Raw genomic sequence first — 24451 nt, forward strand, 5'->3', positions numbered from 1 at the left:
GTACTCCCCCCGTAGCCATGCTGGTGGTGCCACCACCAGGACAACTGGCCGCTCCCCACGCCTATTCCGGCGCCCGCAGGCTGCTTGCCATGGCGATCGACACCACTCCAACGACTCCCGTGCCCGAGCCGGCCGCGTCCGACCGGCTCTCGCCCCGCGACCGGCTCGTCCTGTTCGTGCTCTGCGCGGCCCAGTTCATGGTCGCGCTCGACTTCTCCGTCCTGAACGTGGCCCTGCCCGTCCTCGGCGCGGACCTCGGCATGAGCACCTCCGCCCTGCAGTGGGCGGTCACCGCGTTCGCGCTGCCGTCCGGCGGGTTCCTGCTGCTTTCGGCCGCATCGGCGACCTGTACGGCCGGCGCCGGCTCTTCCTCGCCGGCCTCGCGCTCTTCGCCGCCGCCTCGCTGCTGGCGACCTTCGCCTGGGACCCGGCCTCCTTCCTCGCCGGGCGCGCCCTCCAGGGGCTCGGCGCAGCGGCCATCGTCCCCACCGGCATGTCCCTGCTGACGACGACCTTCCCGGAGGGCCCGGCGCGCGCCCGCGCCCTCGGCATCTCCGGCACCCTGCTCTCGCTCGGCTTCACCGTCGGCATGGTGGCCGGGGGCGTGCTGACGGACCTGCTGAGCTGGCGCTCGACGATGGGCCTGCTCGCCGTCTTCGCCCTGATCGTGCTGCCGCTCGCCCCCGGCCTGCTGCCCGAGTCGCGCACCCCCGACCGCCCCCGCCTGGACGTCCCCGGCGCGGTCACCGTCACCGGCGGCCTGCTCTCCCTGATCTACGCCCTGTCCACGGCCGCCGAACACGGCTTCGGCCGCGCCGACGTCCTCGTCACCCTCGCCGCCGGCCTGCTCCTGCTCACCGCCTTCGGCGTCGTCGAGTCCCGCACCGCCGCCCCGCTGGTCTCCCTGCCGATGCTGCGTCGCCGTACGGTCGCGTGGGGCAACGTGGGCGGGCTGGTCACCTTCTCGATGATGTCGACGGTGGTCTTCGTGCTCACCCTGTACCTCCAGGAGGTCCTGCACCTGACCGCCTTCGAGACCGGCCTCGTCTTCGGCGTGCAGGGCGTCCTGTCGGTGGTGGCCGGTACGTACGCCCCGCGCGTCATCAACCGCTTCGGCGCCCGCCGCACCCTGGCCGGCTCGCTCGCCGGGCGGGGCGCCCTGGGGCTGTCGCTGCTGGGGCTGGGGGAGGGCGGCGGCTCGGTGTGGCTGGCCACCGCGGCCGTGTCCCTGGCCAGCATGTGCCACCTGGGCGCGATCATCTCCTACGGCCTGACCGTCACCTCGGGCGTCCCCGACGAGGAGCAGGGCCTGGCGACCGGCCTGGTCACCTCGACGCAGCAGGTCGGCATCACCGTCGGCATCCCGCTGCTGGGCGTCCTGGCCACCACCTCGGCGGACCTGAGGTCGGGCGTGCACACCGTGCTGCTGCTGGACGCGGCGATCGTGCTGGCGGCGGCGGTGCTGGTCGCGGCCGGACTGCGGACCCGGCGGACGGCGGGCTCAGGGACGGTCGAGGCGGAGGCGGTCGGCGCGCGGTAGGCCGGCGACCACCAGGTCGTACGAGTCCTCGACCAGCTCCCGGACGACGCGGTCCGGGAGCCCGCCGTCGGCGGTCACCGTGTTCCAGTGCCGCTTGTTCATGTGGTAGCCGGGGACGATCAGCCCCGGATGGTCGGCGCGCAGCCGGAGCGCGTCGTCCGGGTCGCACTTGAGGTTGACCGTGAGCGGGCGCCCGTCCAGCGAGGACAGTGCGAACATCTTCCCCAGCACCTTGAAGACCGAGATCTCCGGGTTGAAGGGGAAGTCCTCCACCGATGCGTTGAAGGACAGGCAGAAGTCGCGCAACTCCTCAGGACTCACTCCGGCAACGCCTCCTTCGGGGCCTCCGCGGCGCCCACCGGCTCCGCCAGCACGGTCACGATCTTGTTCCGGCGGCCCGCCGCGGCCTCCGCGGTCAGCCGCAGTTCCCGGCCGTCGGGCAGCTCCACGATCGAGGAGGCACCGGCGATCGGCACCCTGCCCAGCGCCTTCGCCAGCAGACCGCCCACCGTCTCCACGTCCTCGTCGTCGAACGCCTCCAGGCCGTACAGCTCGCCCAGGTCGCCGATGTCGAGGCGCGCGGTGACCCGGAAGCGGTCCCCGCCCAGCTCCTCGACCGGCGGCAGCTCCCGGTCGTACTCGTCGGTGATCTCGCCGACGATCTCCTCCAGGATGTCCTCGATGGTGACGATGCCGGCCGTGCCGCCGTACTCGTCGATGACGACGGCGACGTGGCTGCGCTCCTTCTGCATCTCGCGCAGCAGGTCACCGGCGTTCTTGGTGTCGGGCACGAAGGTCGCCGGGCGCATCGCGGTGGAGACCAGGTCGCTCTCCGCCTCCCGGCTGATGTGCGTCCGGCGGACCAGGTCCTTCAGATACACGATGCCGACGATGTCGTCCTCGCTGTCCCCGGTGACCGGGATCCGCGAGAAACCCGAGCGCAGGGCGAGGGTGAGCGCCTGCCGGATGGTCTTGTAGCGCTCGATGACGACCAGGTCGGTGCGCGGGACCATGACCTCCCGGACGAGGGTGTCGCCCAGCTCGAACACCGAGTGCACCATGCGGCGCTCCTCGGCCTCGATCAGGGACTCCTTCTCGGCGTAGTCGACCAGCGCGCGCAGCTCCGCCTCGGAGGCGAAGGGGCCGCGGCGGAAGCCCTTGCCGGGGGTGAGCGCGTTGCCGATGAGGATGAGCAGCGACGGGATCGGGCCCATGATCCGGGCCAGCGGCACCAGCACGTACGCCGCCACCGTCGCCGTGTTCAGCGGGTGCTGGCGCCCGATGGTGCGCGGGGAGACCCCGACGGCGACGTACGAGACGAGCACCATCACCGCGATGGCGATCAGCAGGGCCTCGGTGGTGTTGGCGAACTCCCGCAGGCAGGCGTACGCGACCAGCGCGGCGGCCGCCATCTCGCAGGCGACGCGGACCAGCAGCGCCACGTTGAGATAGCGCGTCGGGTCGGCGGTGACCTTGGCGAGCTTCTCGCCACCGCGCCGCCCGGACCGTACCGCCTCCTCGGCGCGGAAGCTGGAGACCCGCGCGAGGCCCGCCTCCGCGCAGGCGGCGAGCCAGGCGACCACGATCAGGGCCACGGCGCCCGCGACCAGGGGGAGGCTCATGAGACGGTCGGGGCCGGAGACGGGCCGGTCAGGCCCTTCTCCGCACGCCAGCCGTCCACGATGGCGGCCTGGAGACCGAACATCTCGGCCTTCTCGTCCGGCTCCTCGTGGTCGTAGCCGAGCAGGTGCAGCACCCCGTGGACGGTCAGGAGCTGGAGCTCCTCGTCCATGGAGTGCTGCGTCGGCGCCTCGGTGCCCTGCTTGGCGGCGACCTCCGGGCAGAGCACGATGTCGCCGAGCAGCCCCTGCGGCGGCTCGTCCTCCTCCTTGGCGGGCGGGCGCAGCTCGTCCATCGGGAAGGACATCACGTCCGTCGGACCGGGCAGGTCCATCCACTGGATGTGCAGCTGCTCCATGGCGCCGTCGTCCACGACGATCACCGAGAGCTCGGAGAGCGGGTGGATGCGCATCCGCGCGAGCGCGTAGCGGGCGATGTCGAGGATCGCCTGCTCGTCGACCTCGGTTCCGGACTCGTTGTTGACGTCGATCGACATGGTCGTGCTGGTCTACTTCCCCTTGGCCTTGGCACCGTTTCGCGGAGCGTGGCCGCCCTTGTGGGAGCCGTTCTCGGTGCCGTTGCGGCTGTCGTACAACTCGTAGGCGTCGACGATACGGCCCACCAGCTTGTGCCGGACCACGTCGTGCGACGTGAGCCGGGAGAAGTGGACGTCCTCGACGCCGTCCAGGATCTCCTGGACCTGCCGCAGACCCGACTTGGTGCCGCCGGGCAGGTCGACCTGCGTCACGTCACCCGTGATCACGATCTTCGACTCGAAGCCGAGGCGGGTGAGGAACATCTTCATCTGCTCGGGGCTGGTGTTCTGGGCCTCGTCCAGGATGATGAAAGCATCATTGAGAGTTCTTCCCCGCATGTACGCCAGCGGCGCGACCTCGATCGTCCCGGCCGCCATCAGGCGCGGGATCGAGTCGGGGTCGAGCATGTCGTGCAGCGCGTCGTACAACGGGCGCAGATACGGGTCGATCTTCTCGTAGAGCGTGCCCGGCAGGAAGCCGAGCCGCTCGCCGGCCTCGACCGCCGGGCGGGTCAGGATGATGCGGTTGACCTGCTTGGACTGGAGGGCCTGCACGGCCTTCGCCATCGCCAGGTAGGTCTTGCCGGTGCCCGCCGGGCCGATGCCGAAGACGATGGTGTGCTTGTCGATCGCGTCGACGTACCGCTTCTGGTTCAGCGTCTTGGGGCGGATCGTGCGGCCGCGCGAGGACAGGATGTTCTGCGTGAGCACCTCGGCCGGGGTCTCCTGGCCGTCGCTCTCCCCGTTCTCGCTCGCCTTGAGCATGGCGATCGAGCGTTCCACTGCGTCCTCCGTCATCGGCTGCCCGGTGCGGAGCACCAGCATCATCTCGTCGAAAACGCGCTGAATGAGGGCGACCTCGTGGGTGTCGCCGACGGCGCTGATCTCATTGCCCCGGACATGGATGTCGGCCGCCGGGAAGGCCTTCTCGATCACGCGCAGGAGGGAGTCTCCGGAGCCCAGGACGGTCACCATGGGGTGCTGGGCGGGGACGCTGATCTGTGCTCTCGCCTGCCCCTGCGCGGGGGTGTGGGCTGAGGGTGTCTGAGTCATGGGCCGGCGCTCTAGGCCTGCTCGTCCTCCTCTGCGGCGTGTGCCGCGTGACGGGTGTGGTCTGCTCACTCCAGCGTACGACTCCCCGCCGACAGCACCGAGGCCTTTTATCCGACCGGTTGTCCGACCGGCTCCGAGACCCGTCCCGGCAGGTCCGTGAAGTCGTCCCACACGGACCGCCCGCGCAGGCCGGCCGCGCCCTCGATCTGGTGCGCCGAGGTCGACACGCCCCACAGGAAGCCGTCCGGGAACCGGGGTACCGGGTTCGACGCCGTGCCCGTGCTTGGATCAGTCGCCATGCGCGGATCATCCGCACCCCGGGCGCGGGAAGTCAACGCCCCCGTACGTCAACGGTGTTACGCGTTACGCGCCCTCCTTCAGCACCCGGGAGATCAGCCTGCGCTGCTCGTCCGTCAGCCGGGGATCGGCGGCGTACACCGTCTTCCCGTCCACGGTGATCTGGTAGCTGAACCCGTCCGGTACCCCGACCGGGGGCGTGCCCCGGCCGTCGGCGCACGCCCGCTCGGCCAGGGCGTGCCACTCGGCCGCGTCGGGACGCCCGGCCGTGTCGACCTCCGCGTGGCGTTCGATGCCCGCGAAGCCTCCTGTGCGCCTCACCAAAATCCGCATGGAACCGTGTCTAGTACGGAACTACAGCGTGCGCACCCCGACCTGCTCCCAGGCCTTGCGCACCGCCTCCAGTTCCTCGGCGTCCCCGTAGCGCTCCCGGGCGGCCTTCAGGGTGAGCGTGGCGAAGTCCGCGAACAGCGCGTCCTGCGCCAGCTCGCCGCCGGTCAGCACGTCGTACCAGATCTGCCCGGCCCGCTCCCAGGCGTGCCCGCCGAGCGCGGTTGCGAGCAGGTGGAAGGCGTGGTTGGGGATGCCGGAGTTGATGTGCACGCCGCCGTTGTCGCGGCCGGTGCGGACGAAGTCGTCCATCGTCGCGGGCTGCGGGTCCTTGCCGAGCACGTCGTCGTCGTACGCCGTGCCCGGCGCCTTCATGGAGCGCAGCGCCACCCCCGTCACGCGCGGGGCGAGCAGTCCGGCGCCGATCAGCCAGTCGGCCTCGGCGGCGGTCTGGCCGAGCGAGTACTGCTTGATGAGGGCCCCGAAGACATCCGACACCGACTCGTTCAGGGCACCCGGCTGGCCGTAGTAGGTCAGGTTGGCGGTGTGCTGGGTGACGCCGTGGGTCAGCTCGTGGCCGATCACGTCCAGGGCGATGGTGAAGTCGAGGAAGATCTCCCCGTCCCCGTCGCCGAAGACCATCTGCTCGCCGTTCCAGAACGCGTTGTTGTACTCGCGGTCGTAGTGCACGGTCGCGTCCAGCGGCAGCCCGGCGCCGTCGATGGAGTCGCGCCGGTACACCTTGAGGAAGTGCTCGAAGGTGGCGCCCAGGCCCGCGTAGGCGCGGTTCACGGTGGCGTCCCGGCCGGGCTCCTCGCCCTCGGTGCGCACCTTCTTGCCGGGCAGGTCGGTGCCGTGCCGGGCGTCGAAGACCGTGCGGTGCGGTTTCCCGGCCTCGGCGCCGGCGCGCGGGGCGATCGTGGCGGCGCCGATGACCGTGGTCAGCTGGCGGTGGGTGCGCTCGAAGGCGTCGCGCTGGAGGGTGCGGCGGGCGGGTCCGGAGAGCACCGGGTCGGCGTGCTGGGCCAGCCGGTCGAGGACGTGGGGCGGCACGATGGTGCAGAAGACGGGCTCGAAGCCCCCGTAGGTCGTCATGTCCGGCACCTTTGCACTGCGTGACGACGGTGTCACCACCCGCAACCACGATTGGTGAATAGCGGTACCAAGACGGCCCCGCGACCGCCGACAAGTGGTATACGGCACTTTTGTCCCGGTTCCCTCCGTGGTCCCGCATACTGATACGGACCCGCGTGACCGGCGTGACTCGGCTATGGTGCTGGGCATCATGCGTTTCGGGCTGCTTCTCCTTAGCTGCCGCGGCGAGGGCCTGTAAGAGGCCGACTCCCTCCCCGCGGAGCTTGGTGGTGCCGTCGGCCGTCCTTCCGGACCACGCGGACACCGCGGAACTCACGAGGAGCCCACGCCATCATGGCCAACCGCCAGCAGCCCAGCCCCATGCCGACAGCCAAGTACCGCGGCTACGAGCAGGTCGACATCGCCGACCGCACCTGGCCGAACCGGCGCGTCACCACCGCCCCCCGCTGGCTCTCCACCGACCTGCGTGACGGCAACCAGGCACTGATCGACCCCATGTCGCCCGCCCGCAAGCGCGCGATGTTCGATCTGCTGGTCAAGATGGGCTACAAGGAGATCGAGGTCGGCTTCCCGGCCTCCGGCCAGACCGACTTCGACTTCGTACGCTCCATCATCGAGGATCCGCACGCCATCCCGGACGACGTGACGATCTCCGTGCTGACCCAGGCCCGCGAGGACCTGATCGAGCGCACGGTGGAGTCCCTGAAGGGCGCCAGGCGGGCCACCGTCCACCTGTACAACGCGACCGCCCCCGTCTTCCGCCGGGTCGTCTTCCGCGGCTCCAGGGACGACATCAAGCAGATCGCCGTCGACGGCACCCGGCTGGTCATGGAGTACGCCGAGAAGCTGCTGGGTCCCGAGACGGAGTTCGGTTACCAGTACAGCCCCGAGATCTTCACCGACACCGAGCTGGACTTCGCCCTGGAGGTCTGCGAGGCGGTGATGGACACTTACCAGCCGGGCCCGGGCCGCGAGATCATCCTCAACCTGCCCGCCACCGTGGAGCGTTCGACGCCGTCCACGCACGCGGACCGCTTCGAGTGGATGGGCCGCAACCTGTCCCGCCGCGAGCACGTCGTGCTGTCCGTCCACCCGCACAACGACCGCGGTACGGCGGTGGCGGCGGCCGAGCTGGCGCTGATGGCCGGCGCCGACCGCATCGAGGGCTGCCTGTTCGGACAGGGCGAGCGCACCGGCAACGTCGACCTGGTCACCCTGGGCATGAACCTGTTCTCCCAGGGCGTCGATCCGCAGATCGACTTCTCCGACATCGACGAGATCCGTCGCACGTGGGAGTACTGCAACCAGATGGAGGTCCACCCGCGCCACCCCTACGCGGGCGACCTGGTCTACACGTCCTTCTCCGGCTCCCACCAGGACGCCATCAAGAAGGGCTTCGACGCCATGGAGGCCGACGCGGCCGCGAAGGGCGTCACCGTCGACGACATCGAGTGGGCCGTCCCGTACCTGCCCATCGACCCCAAGGACGTCGGCCGCTCCTACGAGGCGGTCATCCGCGTCAACTCGCAGTCCGGCAAGGGCGGCATCGCCTACGTCCTGAAGAACGACCACAGCATGGAGCTGCCCCGCCGGATGCAGATCGAGTTCTCGAAGATCATCCAGGCCAAGACGGACGCCGAGGGCGGCGAGATCACGCCCACGGCGATCTGGGACGTCTTCCAGGACGAGTACCTGCCCAACCCGGACAACCCCTGGGGCCGCATCCAGGTGGCCAACGGGCAGACCACGACCGACCGCGACGGCGTCGACACCCTCACCGTCGAGGCCGCGGTCGACGGCGTGGAGACCACCCTGGTCGGCACCGGCAACGGCCCGATCTCGGCGTTCTTCCACGCGCTGCAGGGCGTCGGCATCGACGTACGGCTGCTGGACTACCAGGAGCACACGATGAGCGAGGGCGCCTCCGCGCAGGCCGCCTCCTACATCGAGTGCGCCATCGGCGACAAGGTGCTGTGGGGCATCGGAATCGACGCGAACACCACGCGCGCCTCGCTGAAGGCCGTCGTCTCCGCCGTCAACCGCGCAACTCGCTGACCAGCCGAATCGGTGGTTTGGAGCCCCGCTCGCCGCAGAACGGCGGGCGGGGCCCCGTCATATACCGGCCATATATCTGTGCAGGTCACGGAAAGGTCTCGTCCTGGGTACTGACTCCGCGTCGGTGATGTGGCTAACATCACGCCAGCGCGACGATGCTGTCGCGCCGTTACGGAGGTGCGACGTGCTGCCTGGACGGGGACGAAACGGCCGAGCTGCCCGGCTGCCACGCATCCTGGGCACCCGCACCGCGTGGACGCCGGTCGGCGACGGTGAGTTCTTCTGCCCCGGCTGCGGCGGCGACCGCAACTACGCGCGGCTCGCCGGACGGCGCCGCTTCACCCTGCTCGGCGTGCCCCTGCTGCCCCGCGGCGAGTCCGCGCCGACCGTCGAGTGCGCGGCCTGCCGCCGCCACTACGGCACCGAGGTCCTCGACCACCCGACCACCACCCGGTTCTCGGCGATGCTCCGCGACGCCGTCCACACCGTCGCCCTCGCGGTCCTCGCCGCCGGCGGTGCCTGCTCCCGCACCTCGCTGGAGACGGCGGCCGTCGCGGTGCGCGCGGCCGGCTTCGAGGACTGCACCGAGGACCAGTTGAACGCGCTGGTCGAGGCGCTGGAGGCGGACACCGGCCGGGTCCACGGCGAGCCCTGCGTGCCCGGCCTCGCCATAGAACTGCACGAGGCGCTGGACCCGCTGGCCCCGCACCTCGCCACCGTCGGACGTGAGTCGATCCTGCTCCAGGGCGCCCGCATCGCCCTCGCCGACGGCCCCTACACCCCCGCCGAACGCGACGCCCTGGCGACGGTGGGGGCGGCCCTGACCCTCTGCTCCGACGACATCACCCGCCTCCTGGAATCGGCGGGCACCCCCTCCTGACCCCCGCTCGCGCCTAGCCAGGCAGGTCCAGCCGCATGATCTGGCGGTGCATGCCCGGGCCGAAGTAGTCCGGGCGCAGCCCGCCGTCGGGTTCCTCCGGGCGGAAGCCCAGGGAGCGGTAGAGGAAGATGGCCGCGAGGTTGGCGGGCTCCACGGTCAGCCGCACGACGTCGATGCCGTCCCGGCGCAGCCGGGTCAGGACCTCCGTCATCAGCTCCCGGCCCAGGCCGTGCCGGCGCCGGTCCGGGGTCACGCACAGGCCGAGTATCCAGCTGTCCGCGCCGAGCGTCCGGGTGGCGGCCAGCACGTAGCCGCGCAGCCGGCCCGCACCGTCGTCGAGCACCAGGAAGTGTTCCTCGTACATGTCGAAGAGCTGGCGCAGCAGGAAGCCGGGATAGGCGAACTCCTGGAAGACCTCCTCGTCGAGCCGCCGCAGTTCGGGCAGGTCGGACTCCCGCGCGGTGCGCAGGGCCGGGGGTGGGCCGTCCGGGCCGGGAGTGGCCCCCGTGAGCAGGTCGTGGCGGTCGAGGGAACGTTCCAGCGGTTCGGCGGTCATGCAGCCCCCAGTCAGCACGTGCGGACGTCAACTCCTCGACACCGATGGCGCAACCCGAAGGAATGACGCTTCGTGTGGCGGCCGGTGCCTCCTTCTGGCTAGAGTGACCTTCCAACTTCGGCCGTGCAAGGGCGAGTTCGGGTGTGCGACGATGCGCCCGACGTGCGCCCGGCGGATACGGAGTGGCGAGTTCCCTGCTGTCGCGCAATGCCCCGGTGACCTACCGTGCACAACACTGGGGTTTGTCCGGAATCGAATGGAACGCGGCAGGGTGACTATGGATCGCAACGCCGACGCACCTTGGTCGAAGTTCGATCCAGAGGTGTACGTCGACAACAATTACCGGACACCGCTGGAGGTCGACCTCCTCATCGTCCGGCTGATGCGCGACCACTTCACCCGCTGTTTCGCCGACACCCCGCACCCGGTGCGCGGTCTCGACGTCGGAGCCGGCGCCAACCTCTACCCCGCGCTCTCCATGCTGCCCTGGTGCGACAAGGTGCTCCTGCTGGAGTACGCGCACCCGAACGTCGAGTACCTGGAGAAGCAGGTCTCCCCGGGCGGGTACGACACCGCCTGGGACGCGTTCTGGAACGTGCTGAGCGAGGAGCCCGCCTACCGCGCCGTCGAACCCAGGGAGCTGGCCGGCGAGATCGTCCGGGTGGAGCGCGGCAACCTGTTCGACCTGGAGCACGGACACCGCCGCTGGTCCATCGGGACCATGTTCTTCGTCGCCGACTCGATGTCCGAGTGCCCCGAGGAGTTCCAGCGCGGCGTGCGGTGCTTCATGAACGCGCTCGGTGAAGGGGCCCCGTTCGCCGCCGCCTTCATGAAGGAGTCCGTCGGCTACCGCGTCGGCGCCCACGACTACCCGGCCTACCGGGTGAACGAGGACCGGGTCAGGGAGAGCCTGGGACCGTTCACCGGAGAGCTGGAGATCCACGACCTGCACCACATGGTGCGGCCGGGCCACGAGGGAATGCTCCTCGCCCTGGGACGGCGCAATTCGGAGATTGCCACCCCGTAGGAACGGGGACCATGCTTGAACACAGGGCAACGAGATCTGTACGGGGGGTGCGGGGATGCAGATCAAGCCACGCCAGCACCTGCTGGACATCTGGCAGGCCATGGCCCGTCACTCGTTCGACGACGGGAAGCTCGTCCGGGGGGACACCGACGGGCTGAGCAGCGTCGCCGACGCCGAACGCCTGCTCTGCATCCTGTATCCGGCCACCGAGGTCCCCGCCTTCCGCCTCGACCAGCCCGACACCACCGAACGTGACGTCCTGCGCGCCCTCGACCGCGTCGGCAGCCGGCTGGAGATCCCGCCCAACCTGATCACCGCGCTGACCCAGTTCATGCGCACCCACACCGGCACGGACGACAGCCCCACCTTCTCCGGCGGCCACTACTTCCGCCCCGCCGAACCCGGCGGCGAGATCACCCACGAGCAGCACCAGCTCGGCGTGGTCGACTCCTACTCCATGTCCGTCACGCTCTGCCTCGCCACCCTCGGTTTCCTCAAGGTCTACGAGGGCACCACCACCCGCCCCGAGGTGCGCAGGGCCATCGCCGAGCTGCGGGACGCCACCAACGCCCGGCTGACCGCCGCGATGATCAGCCTGCTGCGCTCCTTCACCGTCAACGTCTTCGACGCCGAGTCCGAACAGGGCCGACGGCTGATTGAGGTCATCGGCCAGGGCAAACAGTCCGACCGCATCGTCCTCCAGCAGTTCTCCCGCCGCTTACGCCCGCTGCGCGCCACCATCATCGAGAGCCTCACCCGGGGCATCCAGGTCGACGAGGGCATCCGCGACGAGAGCCAGCTCTTCGAATGCGGCTGGGCCTGGGGCATCGTCAAGGACGCGCCGGAGATCACCGACCTGACCGTCGAGGTCCCCGGCCAGCCCGAGGGCATCGCCGACCGGCTGCCCTACGTGTACTTCACCGTCACCGCCCTCGACGGCATCCAGGACCTCTTCTCCGACCGCACCCTCACCCTCGGTCTGCTCGACGCCAACCAGCAGAAACTCGCCGAGGCACTGCGCCTGCGCTGGGAGCTGAGCCAGCAGTACTGGTCGGCGGTGGCCCGCTTCGGCAGCGAGCGCTGGCCCCTGGAGGACCTGCCCTGGCAGACCACCGGACTGCGCCTGGAGTCCGAGTACTTCTCCCTGACCGTCGCCGCCATCCTCGTGCACGACCTGGTCCGCCGGAAGGCCACCGACGACGACCTCACCCGCACCGTCGCCATCATGGAACGCCTCGCCGACCGCGGCAGAGTCACCAGCCGCATGACCAGGAACGACCCCACCCTCCTGCTGCACACGCCCGGCGTCACCATGCCGCTCGCCGGGTCCGAGCGCTCCGGCGGACAGCTCCTGTGGCGGATGACCGACTTCTCCGCACAGCTCCTCAAGCGGATCATCCAGCTCGCCGAACTGTCCCGGAACATCGGCGCCCAGGACCGGCTGCTGCGCCTCGCCGAGCAGGCCTTCGAGCACCTGTGGACCCGCCGCATCGACGACGAGGACGGCGCCGGCCTCTGGGACAACGTCCAGGCCGTCTACCCCGACGCCCACGAGGCGGGGCTGCGGATGTCCTGGAGCATCACCGAGCGCGTCACCGAATGCCTCGTCGCCGCCCGCATCCTGTACGAGCAGCAGCCCATCCGCAGCCCCGAACTCGCCGAACTGGCCCGCGAACTGCTCAGCGAGGCCACCCACCTGTTCGGCAAGGAGCAACTGGAGGCGTCCGCCGCCGCCGACGGAAGCAGAGCCAGGGCCATGCGGAGCATCGAGAGCCGCCTCGACCACGCCCGCGGCCTGGTCGACGACCGGCCCGCGACCGCGTTCGCACTGGCCCTGCCCGTGCTCCAGGAACTCGACACCCTGGCCCAGGCCCGGGGCGCCGCCGCCCAGGAGGTGTGAGCGTGCTCGTCTTCGCCGCCTCCGACAAGGGAGGCACGGGTCGCTCGGTGACCAGCGCCAACCTGGCCTACCAGCGCGCCCTCACCGGCGACCACGTGGCCTACGTCGACTTCGACTTCGGATCGCCCACCGCCGCCGCCGTCTTCGACGTGCCCGGCGCCATGCGCGGCACCGAGGAGCACGGCCTCCACTCCTACCTGGAGGGCGAGACGGCGGACCCGGCCCGCATCGACGTCTGGCGGCAGACCGAGCACCCCCTGCTGCGCGCCCGCCCCAACCAGTCCGGCCGCCTGGTGCTGTTCCCCGGCGACGCCGGCGGCGGCGAGTTCGCCACCGGCGAGGAGGCCCTGGAGCGCTGCATCGACCTGCTGCTGAAACTCAACGGCGAGTTCGACGTCACCGTCGTCGACCTCAGCGCCGGCCGCAGCTACGCCGTCGACATGGTCCTCGCGGCGACCGCCCACCCCCGCATGCGCAACGTCCCCTTCCGCTGGCTGGTCTTCCACCGCTGGACCCGCCAGCACGTGATCGCCGCCTCCGGACTGGTCCACGCCGACCACGGCATCATCGGCGGCGGTGTCGAACGCGGCCACGACGAGGACACCCTGCGCGCCGCGATCCGCTTCGTACGGGCCGCCGTGCCCGACCCCGAGTCGCCGCTGTGGTCCCAGGGTTCGCCCGCCCAGGCCGCCTGGATGCAGGCCTGCGACGAGGCGCTGCGCCGGCTCGCCGCCGAGCACCGCATCGGCGACAGCGTCGTCCTCGGCGTCGTACCGCTGGAGCCCATACTCCAGTGGCGCGAACAGCTGATCACCGAGGAGGACGTGCTCTCCACCCAGATAGCGAACAAGGAGACCCTGGAGGCCCTGGAGGAGATCGCCCGCCGCCTGACGGACGACGTGCACTGGGGGCGGCCGTGAGTGATGCCGTGTTCCGGGAGACCGCTGCCGAGGCGCGTACGCAGTCGGTGCCGTTGGCTCATCTCTCGCTGGAGCTGGGCCATCTCTACATGGAGGACTTCGAGGCCGGGCCCGAGCGGCTGCGCCGGCACTTCGCCGAAGTACGGCCCTGGGTGGAGGCGGCGCGGACGGCTGCCACCGCCCGGGCCGGCGGCAAGCGCGCCCGGATCAGCACCTGCTTCCTCGTCGACGACTACTTCACCCGGTTCTCCACCCCGGCGGAGGTCGTCCCCATGCTCCTCGCGGAGGCCGAACGGGCCGGGCTGACCGTCGACTACCTGGCCCGCGAGTCCGGCTGCGCCGTCACCGGCAAGACGCCCGTCGCGGAGGCGGTGGCCGGCCGCATCGTCGAGTCGCCCGCCCCCGGCAGCTACGGCATGCGCCCGCCCACCGCACGCACCGGCTGGCTCGCCAACGGCGAACGCGGCCCCGTCGCCCGCGCCCCGCAGGCGATGAAGCGGTCCGTCCCCTGGCAGCCGCCCCGGGAGACCGCGGCCCGCCGCCACTCCGTCTTCCTCGACGTCGAACTGTGGAACGACGACGCCGACGGCCGCCGCACCTGGTCCTGCCCCTTCCTCGCCGCCGTGTGGCAGCTCGCCCGCCTCGGACTGCTGCGCGACGCCGGCGAGGCCGTCCTCGTCCCGCAGCCGCACACCGCCACCGGCTTCCCCCAGGACTGGGACGAACTGCCCTCCCTGGTCCGGCTCAACCCCCGCGCCGACCCCTTCTCCGCCTACCGGACCTGCTCGGTCCTGCCGGGCCGTTTCCTCCCCGTCGAACACGCCGTCCGCGTGATCCTCGACCAGATCGAGGTCGACCCGGGAGCACTGGCGCAGGTCGCCGACCGCTCCGAGAAGGAGCGCACGGCCGTCCCCGACTCGGTCGCCGACCGCGTCTCCTACGTCTTCTACGCGGGGCCCTGACATGGCGCCGCGGCAGAGCACCCCGCCCGCCGTCCTCGCCTGCGGCGAGATCCGCACCTGCCTGCTGCCCGCCCGGCAGGCCCTCGACATCCGCTCCGCCGCCCAACTCCTCGGCCTGCGCGCCGACGAACGCGTCCTGCTCTCCGAGCGCCCGGGCCTCTACGCGCGTTCCCCCGACACCCTGACCGGCGTCGACTGCCCGCTGCCCAGCGCCAACGGCGCCCGGATCCGCGCCGTGGGCACCGTCACCGCGCACGCCGCGCTCACCGAGGGCCGGGTCCTGCAGACCTCCGCGCACTGCCGGCTCCCCGCCACCGGCCCCGACCAGCGGCGACCCTGGGGCGAGTACCTGGTACGGCCCGGAGTGGTCGAGCCGCTCGGCAGACTCCCGCACGAGGCGGTCGCGCAGGGCGTGCTCGGCGGCGGACGCCACGGCGACCTCGACGTCGGACTGATCGCCGACGGGCTGCTCACCCGGCTGCTGCGCCACCCCCTGCTCGACCAGCGCCCGCCCTTCCGCTCCCGGCCCACCCGGCTGCGCTGGGTGGCCCTGCCCGCGGACCCCGCAGACGCCCCCTCCATCGAACGGTTCACCCTCGCCGAGGACGAACTGCGCACCGTACGCCTGCGGGTGCCCGAGGGCACCGACGGCGCAGCCCTCGCCGCGCTCTGCGACGACCTCGCCCTGCACGACTGGCTGCTCACCACCGTCGTCCGCATGCTCGACGGCATCCGGCTCGGCGCCACACCCGCGCAGGACGCGGGCGCCGTCGTACGGGCGCTGCGTCCGGCCGTCGACCACCTGCTGCACCTGTGGATGCCGCGGGCCCGGGTGACCCGGGACCTGGCTCCGCTGTGGGACCCGCTGGAGGAACGGCCCGGCTTCACCCGGCAGTGGCAGGCGCTGGTGCAGCGCATCCGCGACCAGCTCACCCTGCACGCCATCCCCGCACCTCACCGGGAGGTGGAGCCGGCTCCCTGACCGGACCCAGCGCCTCCCACGCACATCCCCGCATCCCGATCCGACGCGCATCCCAACGGGGGGAGAAGCGAGATGAGCACGGCACAGTCACCCCGACCCGACGACACGGCCCGCACCCGGGGCCCGGCCGACCCGAGGGGGGAGTCCCCATGGGCGCGCATGCTGCTGGTGGCACTCGTGGTCGGCGCCCTCTTCTGGAGCGTCACGGCGCTGCTCGGCCCGGACGACGGCACCCTGCGGCAGTTCGCGGCCGCCGTCCTCTGCGCCGGGGCGGCGGTACTCGTCCAGTACGTGCTCGGCCTGGCGCCCCGCCCGGCACACGTGCGGCTGGAGGAGCACACCCGCCGGGTGGAGAGCGCCCTCGCCGAGAACACCGCCGCCGTACGGGACGGGCTGAACCAGTACGACGACGAGCTGAAGTCCGGTCTGACCCGGCACACCGAGGACGTCAAGCAGCTGGTCGAGACGCACGTCACGCACGGGGACCACCGGTCCGGCGAGTCCGGGACGCCGCTGGACCCGGTCCGCATCGACAGCGTGCCCGACCTGGCCAAGGGCTTCGCCGACGTCCTGCTGCCCAGCCCCTCGATCCTGCACACCTTCGTCCACCTGGAGATGGGGCGGGTGGTCGGCCACATGGCGGACCTCACCAACCTGAGCGCCGAGTGCCCCGGCGAGAACCACGACTGGATGCTCACCCTCACCCGGGCCGCCGAGCAGTCCATCTGCGCCACCAGCACCTCCGTCGACCGGGAGTTCTGGAGCAGCGAGCCGGCCGGCCGCTACCTCGACGCCCAGCAGGAGGCGATCGACGCGCAGGGCGTGTCGGTGCGCCGGCTGTTCCTGCTGGAGAGCGCCAGGGAACTCGACGACCGGCTGCTGCGGCTCTGCGAGGAGCAGGAACTGCGGCGCATCGACGTACGCGTGGCGGTCCTGCCCGAACTGCCCCCGCACCTCCAGCGCGGCACCACCAACGACTTCATCCTCTACGACGAGGAGGTGTCGTTCGAGATCGAACAGGACCTGCGCGACGTCAACGTGCGGACCCGCCTCACCGCCCGCCAGGACTACGTACGGGACCGGCTGAAGCGCTTCAAGGAACTCTGGGACGCGGGCATGGGCCTGCGCGAACTGGAGGTGCGGGTCGACGACGAGGAGGACGGCAACTGGATGGTCGACCGGGCCTGACCGCCCCCTCGGTACTCCCGGGGGAGTACCGGCGCCCGCACGTCACCCGGGGCAGTACCGGGCAACTCGGCCTCGGGTCCGACGTGTCGGCGGCCCGCCGCCGGAAGTCTGGAGACACCTGACCAGACATCCAGCGGAGGGAGGCCCGTCAGATGGGGGCCGTAAGGACAAGTGGGGGGCGACGGCGGGCCGTGCCCTGGCTGGTGCTCGGACTGTGGATCGCGGTCCTGGCGATCGCCTCGCCGTTCGCGTCGAAACTCGCGGACGTGCAGCGCGACCGCGCCGTCGACTACCTGCCGGTGAGCGCCGACTCGACGCAGGTCGCCAAGATCCAGGACCGGCTGCCGGGCGGCGAGGCCACCGAGATGGTTCTCGTCTACCACCGGGACGCCGGACTGACCGCCGCCGACAGGGCCACCGCCGCCGACCAGGTCGCCGAGATCGCGGGCGCGCACGAACTCACCGGCCGGCCCGCCGGCGTCCCGTCCGAGGACGGCACCACTCTCATGTACCCGGTGGCCAGCACCGAGCCGGGCTCGGACGAGGAGGCCCGCGACGCCCTCGTCAACGCCGTACGGGACGTCGCCCGGGGCGGCGACGGGCTGAGTGTCGAGGTCGGCGGCGCGGGCGCGCTCGCCACCGACGCCTCCGAGGTCTACAACTCCCTCGACGGCCCCCTGCTCTACACCACCGCGGCCGTCGTCGCGCTGCTGCTGATCCTCATCTACCGCAGCCCGTTCCTGTGGCTGGTCCCGCTCGCCGTCGCCGGTATCGCCGACTACCTCTCCATGGGCGTCGCCTACGGCCTCAACCAGGGGTTCGGCACCGCGGTCTCCGGCCAGAGCTCCGGCATCATGACCATCCTCGTCTTCGGCGTCGGCACCGACTACGCGCTCCTGCTGGTCTCCCGCTACCGCGAGGAACTGCGGCGCGTCGAGCGGCCGTACGACGCCATGGCCGCCGCTCTGCGCGGCTGCGGCCCCGCCGTGCTCGCCTCCTCCGGCACCGTCGCCGCCGGACTGCTGTGCCTGCTCGCCGCCGACCTCAACTCCAGCCGGGGCATGGGCCCGCTCGGCACCGTCGGCGTGCTGTGCGCGCTGGCCGCCATGCTGACCCTGCTGCCCGCGCTCCTGGTCCTGCTGGGCCGCCGCGTCTTCTGGCCGCTCGTGCCCCGCTACGGCAGCACCCCCAAGGCCCGCAGGTCGCTGTTCACGGCGATGGGCGGCTCCGCCGAACGCCGGCCCCGCACCGTCCTCGTGGGCGGCGCCGTCCTGCTCGGCGCGCTCGCGCTCGGGGCGTTCGCCCTGCCCGGCACCCTCAAACAGGAGGACTCCTTCACCACCCGGCCCGACGCCATCGCCGCGATGGAGACCCTCGCCGCCGCCTACCCGGAGCGCGGCACCCAGCCCATCACCGTCATCGCCCCCACCGACCGCGCGGAGGCCGCCCTCGCCGAGGTCCGCGACACCCGCGGCGTCAAGAGCGCCGAGGCCGGCCGCAGCGGCGGCGGGTGGACCGAGCTGACCGTACTGGCCTCCGCCCCGCCCCAGTCGGCGGCCGAGACCGCCACCATCGAGGCCCTGCGCGACTCGCTCGACGGCTCCTACGTCGGCGGCCCCAGCGCCCAGCAGATCGACCTGGAGGACACCAACGCCCGCGACACCGTCATCGTCGTACCGATCGTGCTGCTGTCGGTGCTGCTGATCCTGACGGTGCTGCTGCGGTCGCTGGTCGCGCCGCTGATCCTGGTCGCCGCCGTCGTCGCCGTGTGGGGCGCGGCGCTCGGCATCGGCGGACTGGTCTTCGGGCCCCTCTTCGGCTTCGAGGGCACCGACCCCGGACTCGGCCTGCTGTCCTTCGTGTTCCTCGTCGCCCTCGGCGTCGACTACGGCATCTTCCTGATGCACCGCATGCGCGAGGAGTCCCTGCGCGGCGCCGAACCCACCGAGGCCGCGCTCTCCGCGCTGCGCACCACCGGCGGGGTCATCGCCTCCGCCGGGCTGGTTCTTGCCGCCACCTTCGCGGTGCTCACCAGCATGCCGATGGTGCAACTGGTCGAGCTGGGCTTCGTGATCGCGGTCGGTGTCCTGCTCGACACCTTCCTCGTCCGCACCTACCTCGTCACCAGCGCGAGCGTCGCCCTGCGGCGCCGGGTGTGGTGGCCGGGCCGGCTGTCCCGGGCGCGGCGGGAGCCCGCGGCGGCCGGCGAGCGGGAGACCGTCGGTGTCTGAGGCTGCCAACGACCGGAGTGCGCCCCTCCCCTCCCGGAGGGGCGCGTCCGTCGCGGAGGATGGACGCGTGCAGCCCACCACCCGGACCGCAGCCCGCCCGCGCGTCGGCGAGCGCATCATGGCCGCCATCAACCGCGACCCGCGCGCCGCCCCGCACGGCACCCGCAACGACGCCGTGCTCGCCGCGGTCCTCCTCACCGGCGCCGGCTGCCTCGCGCTCTTCACCGACGAGGGCCGCCGCCCGGACGCGTTCGGCTGGACGCTGCTGGCCGCCGCGCACGTCCCGATCGTGTGGCGGCGACGCCACCCGCTGCTGGTGCTCGCGGCCGTGGTGGCCCTCGTCGGGCCGTACCACGCGATGGACAACAACCACGCGGCGGCCGGTCCGGCCTCCTACGTGGCGCTCTACACCCTCGCCGTCACGGGGCGGCCCCTGCGCACGATCCTGACCGGCGTCGCGGTCCTCACGGTGTCCGTGAGCATCATGCTCACCGTCAACACCCACCAGGCCGTCGAGCTGATCCGCATCTCCGGCTGGGTGATCGCCATCCTCTTCGCCGGCGTCGACATCCGCTACTACCGCCAGTACGTCGCCTCCATCGTCGAACGCGCCGAACGCGCCGAACGCACCCGCGAGGAGGAGGCCCGCCGCCGCGTCGCCGAGGAACGCCTGCGCGTCGCACGGGACCTGCACGACCTGCTCGCGCACAGCATCACCCTCATCGGCGTGCAGACCTCGGTCGCCGCCCACGTCCTGACCGCCGACCCCGGGCGCCTGGACCGGGCCGCCGTCGCCCAGGCCCTCGACGACATCGCCGAGACCTGCCGGAGCGCGCGCGGCGAACTGCGCACCACGCTGGAGGTGCTGCGGGAGCGGGACGCCACCGACGCCCGCGGCCCGCTGCCCGGACTGCACGGGCTGCCCGACCTCGCGGAGACCGCCCGGGGCGCGGGCGCGCGGGTGGAGCTGTCGGTGCGGGCCGACGCCGTGCCGCCCGCGGTCGGTGCCGCCGTCTACCGCATCGTGCAGGAGTCGCTGACCAACGCCGTACGCCACGCGGGCCCGAAACCGTCCGTCCACGTCGAGGTGCGGGCCGAGCGGGGCGCCCTGCGCCTGTCCGTCACCGACGACGGCACCGGACCCGACCCGGCCGGCATCCCCGGCTTCGGCCTCGTCGGCATGCGGGAGCGGGCCCGCAGCGTGGGTGGCACACTCGACGCCGGGCCGCGGGAGGGCGGCGTCGGGGGCGGCTTCGAGGTGACGGCCGTGCTGCCTACGCCCGCCGTGCCGCCGGTGCCCGCCCCGACCCTGACGCACCTGATCCCGGAGAGCGACCGATGACGATACGCGTGCTGCTCGCGGACGACCAGAACCTCGTCCGCGCGGCGTTCGCCCTGCTCGTGGCCTCGGCGCCGGACATGGAGGTGGTCGGCGAGGCGGGCACCGGCCGCGAGGCGGTGGAGCTGGCCCGCGCCGAACGCGCCGACCTCGTCGTCATGGACGTCCGCATGCCCGACCTGGACGGCATCGAGGCGACCCGGCTGATCGCCGCCGACGAGGACCTCGCGGGGGTGCGGGTGCTGGTCCTCACCACCTACGACACCGACGAGAACATCGTGGAGGCGCTCCGCGCGGGCGCCTCCGGGTTCCTGGTCAAGGACACCCGGCCCGCCGAACTCCTCGACGCCATCCGTACGGTGACGGCGGGCGACGCGCTCCTGTCGCCCGGACCGACCGCACGCCTGATCGAACGGTTCCTGCGCAGCCCCTCGACGCCGGCCGCGGGCACCGCGGGACCCGGCTGCCTGTCCGACCGGGAACGCCAGGTGCTCGCCCTCGTCGCACGCGGCCTCAACAACACGGAGATCGCCGACTCCCTGGGCCTGAGCCCGCTGACCGCGAAGACCCACGTCAGCCGCATCATGGGCAAGCTGGGGGCGCGGGACCGCGCGCAACTGGTCATCGTGGCCTACGAGTCGGGGCTGGTGACCCCGGGCGCCGGCTGACCTTCGGCGCCGGCCGACCTTCGGCGCGGCACCGCCAACCTTCGTCACCCCGCCTCGCCCTGGCACCGGGAACCGAAGGAGGCCTTCCACGCCCTGGCCCGGCGCTACGGCGGGGACTGCCGGCGGCGGCCCGTTCGGACGCGGCCCGTTCGGACGCGGCCCGTTCGGACGCGGCCCATTCGGGCGCGGTCGGCTCGCGGGCCGGGAGGCGACGCGGTCAGGTGGTCACGGACGCGTGCCGACAGCCAGGTCCGGGCGACGTCGGGCGCTCGACCGCGAAAGGACGTGGCAATGCGACTCACTGGCCCGATAGCCGGCCGCCTCAGGAGGTGCGCCGCGGTCGCCGTCGCGGCGCTGACCTGCTCCACGGCGCTGACCGGTGCCCCCTACGCCGCGGTGGCCGGCGGCCCGGCACCCGCGGTCCCCGCCCCGGAGCTGGACTGGCGGCCCTGCCCCGAGGACGGACGGTACGACTGCGCGACGGCGAAGGTGCCGCTGGACTACGCGAACCCCGGCGGGCGCACCATCGACCTGGCCGTGGTGCGGCGGCAGGCCACCGACGCCGCCCGGCGCGTGGGCAGCCTGCTGTTCAACCCCGGCGGCCCCGGCGGACCGGGCACCGTGCAGATGCCGCAGAACTACGAGTCCTTCCCCGCCGAGGTCCGGGAACGGTTCGACATCGTCAGCTGGGACCCGCGGGGCATCGGCAACAGCACGGCCGTGAACTGCTTCGCCGACCCGCAGGACGCCGAGACCTGGACCGCGACCCACCCCGCCGGGTTCCCGGTGGGCGCCGAGGAGCGGGACGCCTGGATCGACGCCTTCCGGGAACTGGGCCGGGCCTGCGCGGCCCGCGACGCGGAGCTGCTGCGCCACGTCTCGACCGCCGACACCGCCCACGACCTCGACCGGCTCCGCGAGGCGCTGGGCGAGGAGCTCCTCACCTACCTCGGCATCTCCTACGGCACGATCCTCGGCGCGACCTACGCCAACCTGTACCCGGACAAGGTCCGTGCCCTGGTGCTCGACAGCAACATCGCCCCCACGGCATGGACCAACGAAGGGTCGGAGCAGGCGCGGCTCCCCACCTTCCTGCGCACCGGCTCGGACCGCACGGCGGCCGCGACGCTGGAGCGGTTCCTGTCCCTGTGCGGCTCCGCGACCGCCGAGACCTGCCCGTTCTCGGCCGGCACCGTCCAGGCCACCTTGGACAAGTTCGACGACCTGACGGAGCGCCTGCGGAACGAGCCGGTCGAGTCGTGGACGTACGCCAGGACGATCGGGGACGTGGTGAACAGCCTGTACGTCGTCGACCCCGGGTGGGCGGACCTGGCCGGCCGGCTCCAGGCCCTGTGGCAGGGGCAGGCCCCCGAGGCAGCCGCCGCACCCGCCGTGACGCCGCCCGTCCCGACGCCGTACCAGGGCGACGAGCAGGCGGCCGCGGTCATCTGCGGCGACAGCCCCAACCCCCGTGACCCGGCGGGCACGCACGCGCTGGAGGAGGAGGCCGCCGCACGCTCGGGCGACGCGGGGCGCTTCTGGACGTGGGCCGCGGAACCCTGTGCCACCTGGCCCGCGACGTCCCCCGACCGCTACACGGGCCCGTGGGACCGGCCGACGGCGCACCCGGCGCTGGTGATCGGCACCACCTACGACCCGTCGACCCCGTTCACGAACGCCGAGACCATGGCCGAGGAGCTGGCGGACGCCCGGCTGCTCACCCACCACGGCTACGGACACACCGCGCTGCTCAACCCCAGCGGCTGCGTGGGCGACCACGTGAGCCGCTACCTCGTCGACGGCGTCCTCCCGCCGGCCGGGACGACGTGCGAGCCGGACACGCAGCCCTTCGAAGCACCCGAGCCGCGCGGCGGCGTGGCCACCGGCGGCGGCGGGACGGCGATTTCCGTGCGGCGACCTTGACGCAGCTGCCGCCTTGGCGTCGCTGTAACTGCTATTGCGCCAGAAGGCGCTGTTTAGGTCGAACTCGCGCATCGTCTGAAGTCCTCCGCTGCCGACTCGAACAGGTCCAGGGATGCATCAGGTACTTGTCCATCCCAGGCTCGGTGAGCCGCGCCCGGTACAGCTTCGCGATCGTTCGCCCACCAGCCGCCGCGTCCACAACTGCCCGCTCAAGCCCACCTAGCAGGGCTGGTGATCGAGGACTGCCTGCCGCACCGCGGCCTACTCGGCCTCCCCGAGCACTCTGTGCACCTCAACAGGGTTGCCCCGGGACTGCATGACCAGCGCACCACGGCCCCGGCCTGCCACTTCACCCACCAAGTGTCAACGCCTTCAACGACACCCCGAAGACTGTCGCTACGTCCTCACGGTGCCCGTCCCGCTACCAACGCAGCCACCGCCCGCAGTCGAAGGGCCTCCTGCGCCGAGGGCGACAGATACCGCGCGTCCCCCCGGCCAGCTCTCTCACACCCCAACAACGACCCAGCCCCCAACCGTTTCGGATCAATAGAGTGAAAGGAGGACAGTAAGGATAGGAGGTATGTCTCAAATAATTTTAGGATAAAAATTGAAATGCAGCCCCTGTGTGGTGCGACGCTTGCGGAATCTTCACCATTGATCAACATGGCACCCGTAAGGTAAAGTTCGCGTGAATCAAGGGGGCGAGTCGACTGATCCCCTCGTTCTGAGTTAAATGGGGGGAATCGCGCCATTTGGTGCGATCGCGGATCCGGCTTTCCTGTTTACTCGATCGGATGCAATCGGAAAGAGGAATCAGTGAAGGTCAGGACTCGCGTTGCCGCTGTGACCGGCATCGCTTCCACCGTGCTTCTCGTCCTTGCCCCCTCAGGCTCTGGCGAACTGGAGCAGTTACATGACTCAGGCCGGGGTTGATTTCGAGTCCCGCCGCTGGGATGACCAGAGCTACTCCCAGATTCAGTTCAGGGGCTGCCACATAGGCTCGACGTACTCGTTGCCGGATAACGTGGACGTGCAGATGTGGCGCGACATCACCGCGCTGCCGGACGACTCCTACGACAACAAGACCTTCAGCGCATGCTTCAAGGGTCAGACCAGCAACGGTGAGTGGAATGACCTGCCGGGGAGCACGGTGAGTGTGTACTTCCAGATCATGAAGCTGGGCGGTTCGACCAGCAGCGGCCCTTACATTGACGTCGACAACGTATCCGTCGACACGACGAAGGCCGACTAGTCCGGCGCCGCCCCCCGGGGGGAGGTGACAAGCCACGCACCCCGGCGGGGGCGCGGCGAGCGGAAGAATATTTGTTTATCAATCACTAACAGCCGAGA

Annotated in this window: 20 protein-coding genes and 2 pseudogenes; 14 read left to right on the forward strand and 8 right to left on the reverse strand. The window is 71.5% G+C overall.

What is annotated here, in order from left to right:
* Positions 1-89 precede the first annotated feature (89 nt).
* Positions 90-1540 (forward strand): annotated as a pseudogene (locus ACFWR9_RS00430) (MFS transporter).
* On the opposite strand, the gene ACFWR9_RS00435 reads toward ACFWR9_RS00430, so the two are convergent.
* The 7 genes and pseudogenes from ACFWR9_RS00435 to ACFWR9_RS00465 all read right to left on the reverse strand — a co-directional run bounded on the left by ACFWR9_RS00435 (position 1502) and on the right by ACFWR9_RS00465 (position 6470).
* Positions 1502-1861 carry an MmcQ/YjbR family DNA-binding protein gene (locus ACFWR9_RS00435; RefSeq protein WP_383833191.1) on the reverse strand — a complete coding sequence of 120 codons (360 nt, stop codon included), beginning with the start codon at positions 1859-1861 and terminating at the stop codon, positions 1502-1504. The pseudogene ACFWR9_RS00430 and the gene ACFWR9_RS00435 overlap by 39 nt on opposite strands.
* Positions 1858-3162 carry a hemolysin family protein gene (locus tag ACFWR9_RS00440; RefSeq protein WP_383833194.1) on the reverse strand — a complete coding sequence of 435 codons (1305 nt, stop codon included), beginning with the start codon at positions 3160-3162 and terminating at the stop codon, positions 1858-1860. Before ACFWR9_RS00440 ends, ACFWR9_RS00435 begins: the two co-directional genes overlap by 4 nt.
* Positions 3159-3656: an rRNA maturation RNase YbeY gene (ybeY, locus tag ACFWR9_RS00445; RefSeq protein WP_383833196.1), complete on the reverse strand. Its 498-nt coding sequence runs from the start codon at positions 3654-3656 to the stop codon at positions 3159-3161. The genes ACFWR9_RS00440 and ybeY overlap by 4 nt, the downstream gene beginning before the upstream one ends.
* A gap of 12 nt (positions 3657-3668) precedes the next feature.
* The gene (locus tag ACFWR9_RS00450) at positions 3669-4748 is read right to left on the reverse strand and encodes a PhoH family protein (protein ID WP_383833199.1); all 1080 of its coding nucleotides are present in this window, start codon (positions 4746-4748) and stop codon (positions 3669-3671) included.
* A gap of 131 nt (positions 4749-4879) precedes the next feature.
* Positions 4880-5047 (reverse strand): annotated as a pseudogene (locus ACFWR9_RS00455) (family 1 glycosylhydrolase); the annotation flags it as partial.
* A 64-nt stretch (positions 5048-5111) separates the two neighbouring features.
* Entirely contained in the window at positions 5112-5378 is a 267-nt protein-coding gene (locus tag ACFWR9_RS00460) for a protealysin inhibitor emfourin (protein ID WP_383833202.1), read from the reverse strand.
* Between the two features lie 21 nt (positions 5379-5399).
* The gene (locus tag ACFWR9_RS00465) at positions 5400-6470 is read right to left on the reverse strand and encodes a M4 family metallopeptidase (RefSeq protein ID WP_383833204.1); all 1071 of its coding nucleotides are present in this window, start codon (positions 6468-6470) and stop codon (positions 5400-5402) included.
* Between the two features lie 333 nt (positions 6471-6803).
* On the opposite strand from ACFWR9_RS00465, the gene leuA reads away from it, so the two are divergent.
* On the forward strand, positions 6804-8525 hold the full coding sequence (gene leuA / locus ACFWR9_RS00470; RefSeq protein WP_383833207.1) for a 2-isopropylmalate synthase: 1722 nt from the start codon (positions 6804-6806) through the stop codon (positions 8523-8525).
* 184 nt (positions 8526-8709) lie between these two features.
* On the forward strand, positions 8710-9405 hold the full coding sequence (locus ACFWR9_RS00475) for a TerB family tellurite resistance protein (RefSeq protein WP_383833210.1): 696 nt from the start codon (positions 8710-8712) through the stop codon (positions 9403-9405).
* Positions 9406-9418: 13 nt separating this feature from the next.
* Here ACFWR9_RS00475 and ACFWR9_RS00480 read toward each other — a convergent pair whose 3' ends face one another.
* Entirely contained in the window at positions 9419-9961 is a 543-nt protein-coding gene (locus ACFWR9_RS00480) for a GNAT family N-acetyltransferase (RefSeq protein WP_383833213.1), read from the reverse strand.
* Between the two features lie 256 nt (positions 9962-10217).
* On the opposite strand from ACFWR9_RS00480, the gene ACFWR9_RS00485 reads away from it, so the two are divergent.
* The 11 genes from ACFWR9_RS00485 (at position 10218) to ACFWR9_RS00535 (ending at position 24353) form a co-directional block, all read left to right on the forward strand.
* A complete protein-coding gene (locus tag ACFWR9_RS00485) occupies positions 10218-10988 on the forward strand; it encodes an SCO2525 family SAM-dependent methyltransferase (protein WP_383833216.1) in 771 nt (256 codons plus the stop codon).
* A 55-nt stretch (positions 10989-11043) separates the two neighbouring features.
* The gene (locus ACFWR9_RS00490) at positions 11044-12888 is read left to right on the forward strand and encodes an SCO2524 family protein (protein ID WP_383833219.1); all 1845 of its coding nucleotides are present in this window, start codon (positions 11044-11046) and stop codon (positions 12886-12888) included.
* 2 nt (positions 12889-12890) lie between these two features.
* Positions 12891-13808: an SCO2523 family variant P-loop protein gene (locus ACFWR9_RS00495; protein ID WP_376349777.1), complete on the forward strand. Its 918-nt coding sequence runs from the start codon at positions 12891-12893 to the stop codon at positions 13806-13808.
* Entirely contained in the window at positions 13805-14770 is a 966-nt protein-coding gene (locus ACFWR9_RS00500; protein ID WP_383833222.1) for an SCO2522 family protein, read from the forward strand. The genes ACFWR9_RS00495 and ACFWR9_RS00500 overlap by 4 nt, the downstream gene beginning before the upstream one ends.
* 1 nt (position 14771) lies before the next feature.
* Positions 14772-15752, forward strand: coding sequence for an SCO2521 family protein (locus tag ACFWR9_RS00505; RefSeq protein WP_383833225.1), 981 nt, complete (start codon positions 14772-14774; stop codon positions 15750-15752).
* Between the two features lie 72 nt (positions 15753-15824).
* Positions 15825-16940, forward strand: coding sequence for a hypothetical protein (locus ACFWR9_RS00510; RefSeq protein WP_383833228.1), 1116 nt, complete (start codon positions 15825-15827; stop codon positions 16938-16940).
* A 152-nt stretch (positions 16941-17092) separates the two neighbouring features.
* Positions 17093-19171, forward strand: a complete 2079-nt coding sequence (locus ACFWR9_RS00515; RefSeq protein ID WP_383833231.1) for an MMPL family transporter — start codon at positions 17093-17095, stop codon at positions 19169-19171.
* Positions 19172-19289: 118 nt separating this feature from the next.
* Positions 19290-20513, forward strand: coding sequence for a sensor histidine kinase (locus tag ACFWR9_RS00520; protein WP_383833538.1), 1224 nt, complete (start codon positions 19290-19292; stop codon positions 20511-20513).
* On the forward strand, positions 20510-21178 hold the full coding sequence (locus ACFWR9_RS00525) for a response regulator (protein WP_383833233.1): 669 nt from the start codon (positions 20510-20512) through the stop codon (positions 21176-21178). Before ACFWR9_RS00520 ends, ACFWR9_RS00525 begins: the two co-directional genes overlap by 4 nt.
* A 291-nt stretch (positions 21179-21469) precedes the next feature.
* The gene (locus ACFWR9_RS00530; protein ID WP_383833236.1) at positions 21470-23101 is read left to right on the forward strand and encodes an alpha/beta hydrolase; all 1632 of its coding nucleotides are present in this window, start codon (positions 21470-21472) and stop codon (positions 23099-23101) included.
* A 913-nt stretch (positions 23102-24014) separates the two neighbouring features.
* Positions 24015-24353: a hypothetical protein gene (locus tag ACFWR9_RS00535; protein ID WP_383833239.1), complete on the forward strand. Its 339-nt coding sequence runs from the start codon at positions 24015-24017 to the stop codon at positions 24351-24353.
* The last annotated feature ends 98 nt before the right edge of the window (positions 24354-24451 follow it).

It is taken from the genome of Streptomyces sp. NPDC058534 (assembly GCF_042717365.1).
Taxonomy (GTDB): Bacteria; Actinomycetota; Actinomycetes; order Streptomycetales; family Streptomycetaceae; genus Streptomyces.

Bases quoted from the DNA above. Each gene is read 5' to 3' on its own strand.
- ACFWR9_RS00440 (WP_383833194.1), bottom strand. From the start codon at position 3,162: ATGAGCCTCCCCCTGGTCGCGGGCGCCGTGGCCCTGATCGTGGTCGCC.
- ybeY (WP_383833196.1), bottom strand. From the start codon at position 3,656: ATGTCGATCGACGTCAACAACGAGTCCGGAACCGAGGTCGACGAGCAG.
- ACFWR9_RS00450 (WP_383833199.1), bottom strand. From the start codon at position 4,748: ATGACTCAGACACCCTCAGCCCACACCCCCGCGCAGGGGCAGGCGAGA.
- ACFWR9_RS00460 (WP_383833202.1), bottom strand. From the start codon at position 5,378: ATGCGGATTTTGGTGAGGCGCACAGGAGGCTTCGCGGGCATCGAACGC.
- ACFWR9_RS00465 (WP_383833204.1), bottom strand. From the start codon at position 6,470: ATGACGACCTACGGGGGCTTCGAGCCCGTCTTCTGCACCATCGTGCCG.
- leuA (WP_383833207.1), top strand. From the start codon at position 6,804: ATGGCCAACCGCCAGCAGCCCAGCCCCATGCCGACAGCCAAGTACCGC.
- ACFWR9_RS00480 (WP_383833213.1), bottom strand. From the start codon at position 9,961: ATGACCGCCGAACCGCTGGAACGTTCCCTCGACCGCCACGACCTGCTC.
- ACFWR9_RS00485 (WP_383833216.1), top strand. From the start codon at position 10,218: ATGGAACGCGGCAGGGTGACTATGGATCGCAACGCCGACGCACCTTGG.
- ACFWR9_RS00490 (WP_383833219.1), top strand. From the start codon at position 11,044: ATGCAGATCAAGCCACGCCAGCACCTGCTGGACATCTGGCAGGCCATG.
- ACFWR9_RS00505 (WP_383833225.1), top strand. From the start codon at position 14,772: ATGGCGCCGCGGCAGAGCACCCCGCCCGCCGTCCTCGCCTGCGGCGAG.
- ACFWR9_RS00510 (WP_383833228.1), top strand. From the start codon at position 15,825: ATGAGCACGGCACAGTCACCCCGACCCGACGACACGGCCCGCACCCGG.
- ACFWR9_RS00515 (WP_383833231.1), top strand. From the start codon at position 17,093: ATGGGGGCCGTAAGGACAAGTGGGGGGCGACGGCGGGCCGTGCCCTGG.
- ACFWR9_RS00520 (WP_383833538.1), top strand. From the start codon at position 19,290: ATGGCCGCCATCAACCGCGACCCGCGCGCCGCCCCGCACGGCACCCGC.
- ACFWR9_RS00525 (WP_383833233.1), top strand. From the start codon at position 20,510: ATGACGATACGCGTGCTGCTCGCGGACGACCAGAACCTCGTCCGCGCG.
- ACFWR9_RS00530 (WP_383833236.1), top strand. From the start codon at position 21,470: ATGCGACTCACTGGCCCGATAGCCGGCCGCCTCAGGAGGTGCGCCGCG.
- ACFWR9_RS00535 (WP_383833239.1), top strand. From the start codon at position 24,015: ATGACTCAGGCCGGGGTTGATTTCGAGTCCCGCCGCTGGGATGACCAG.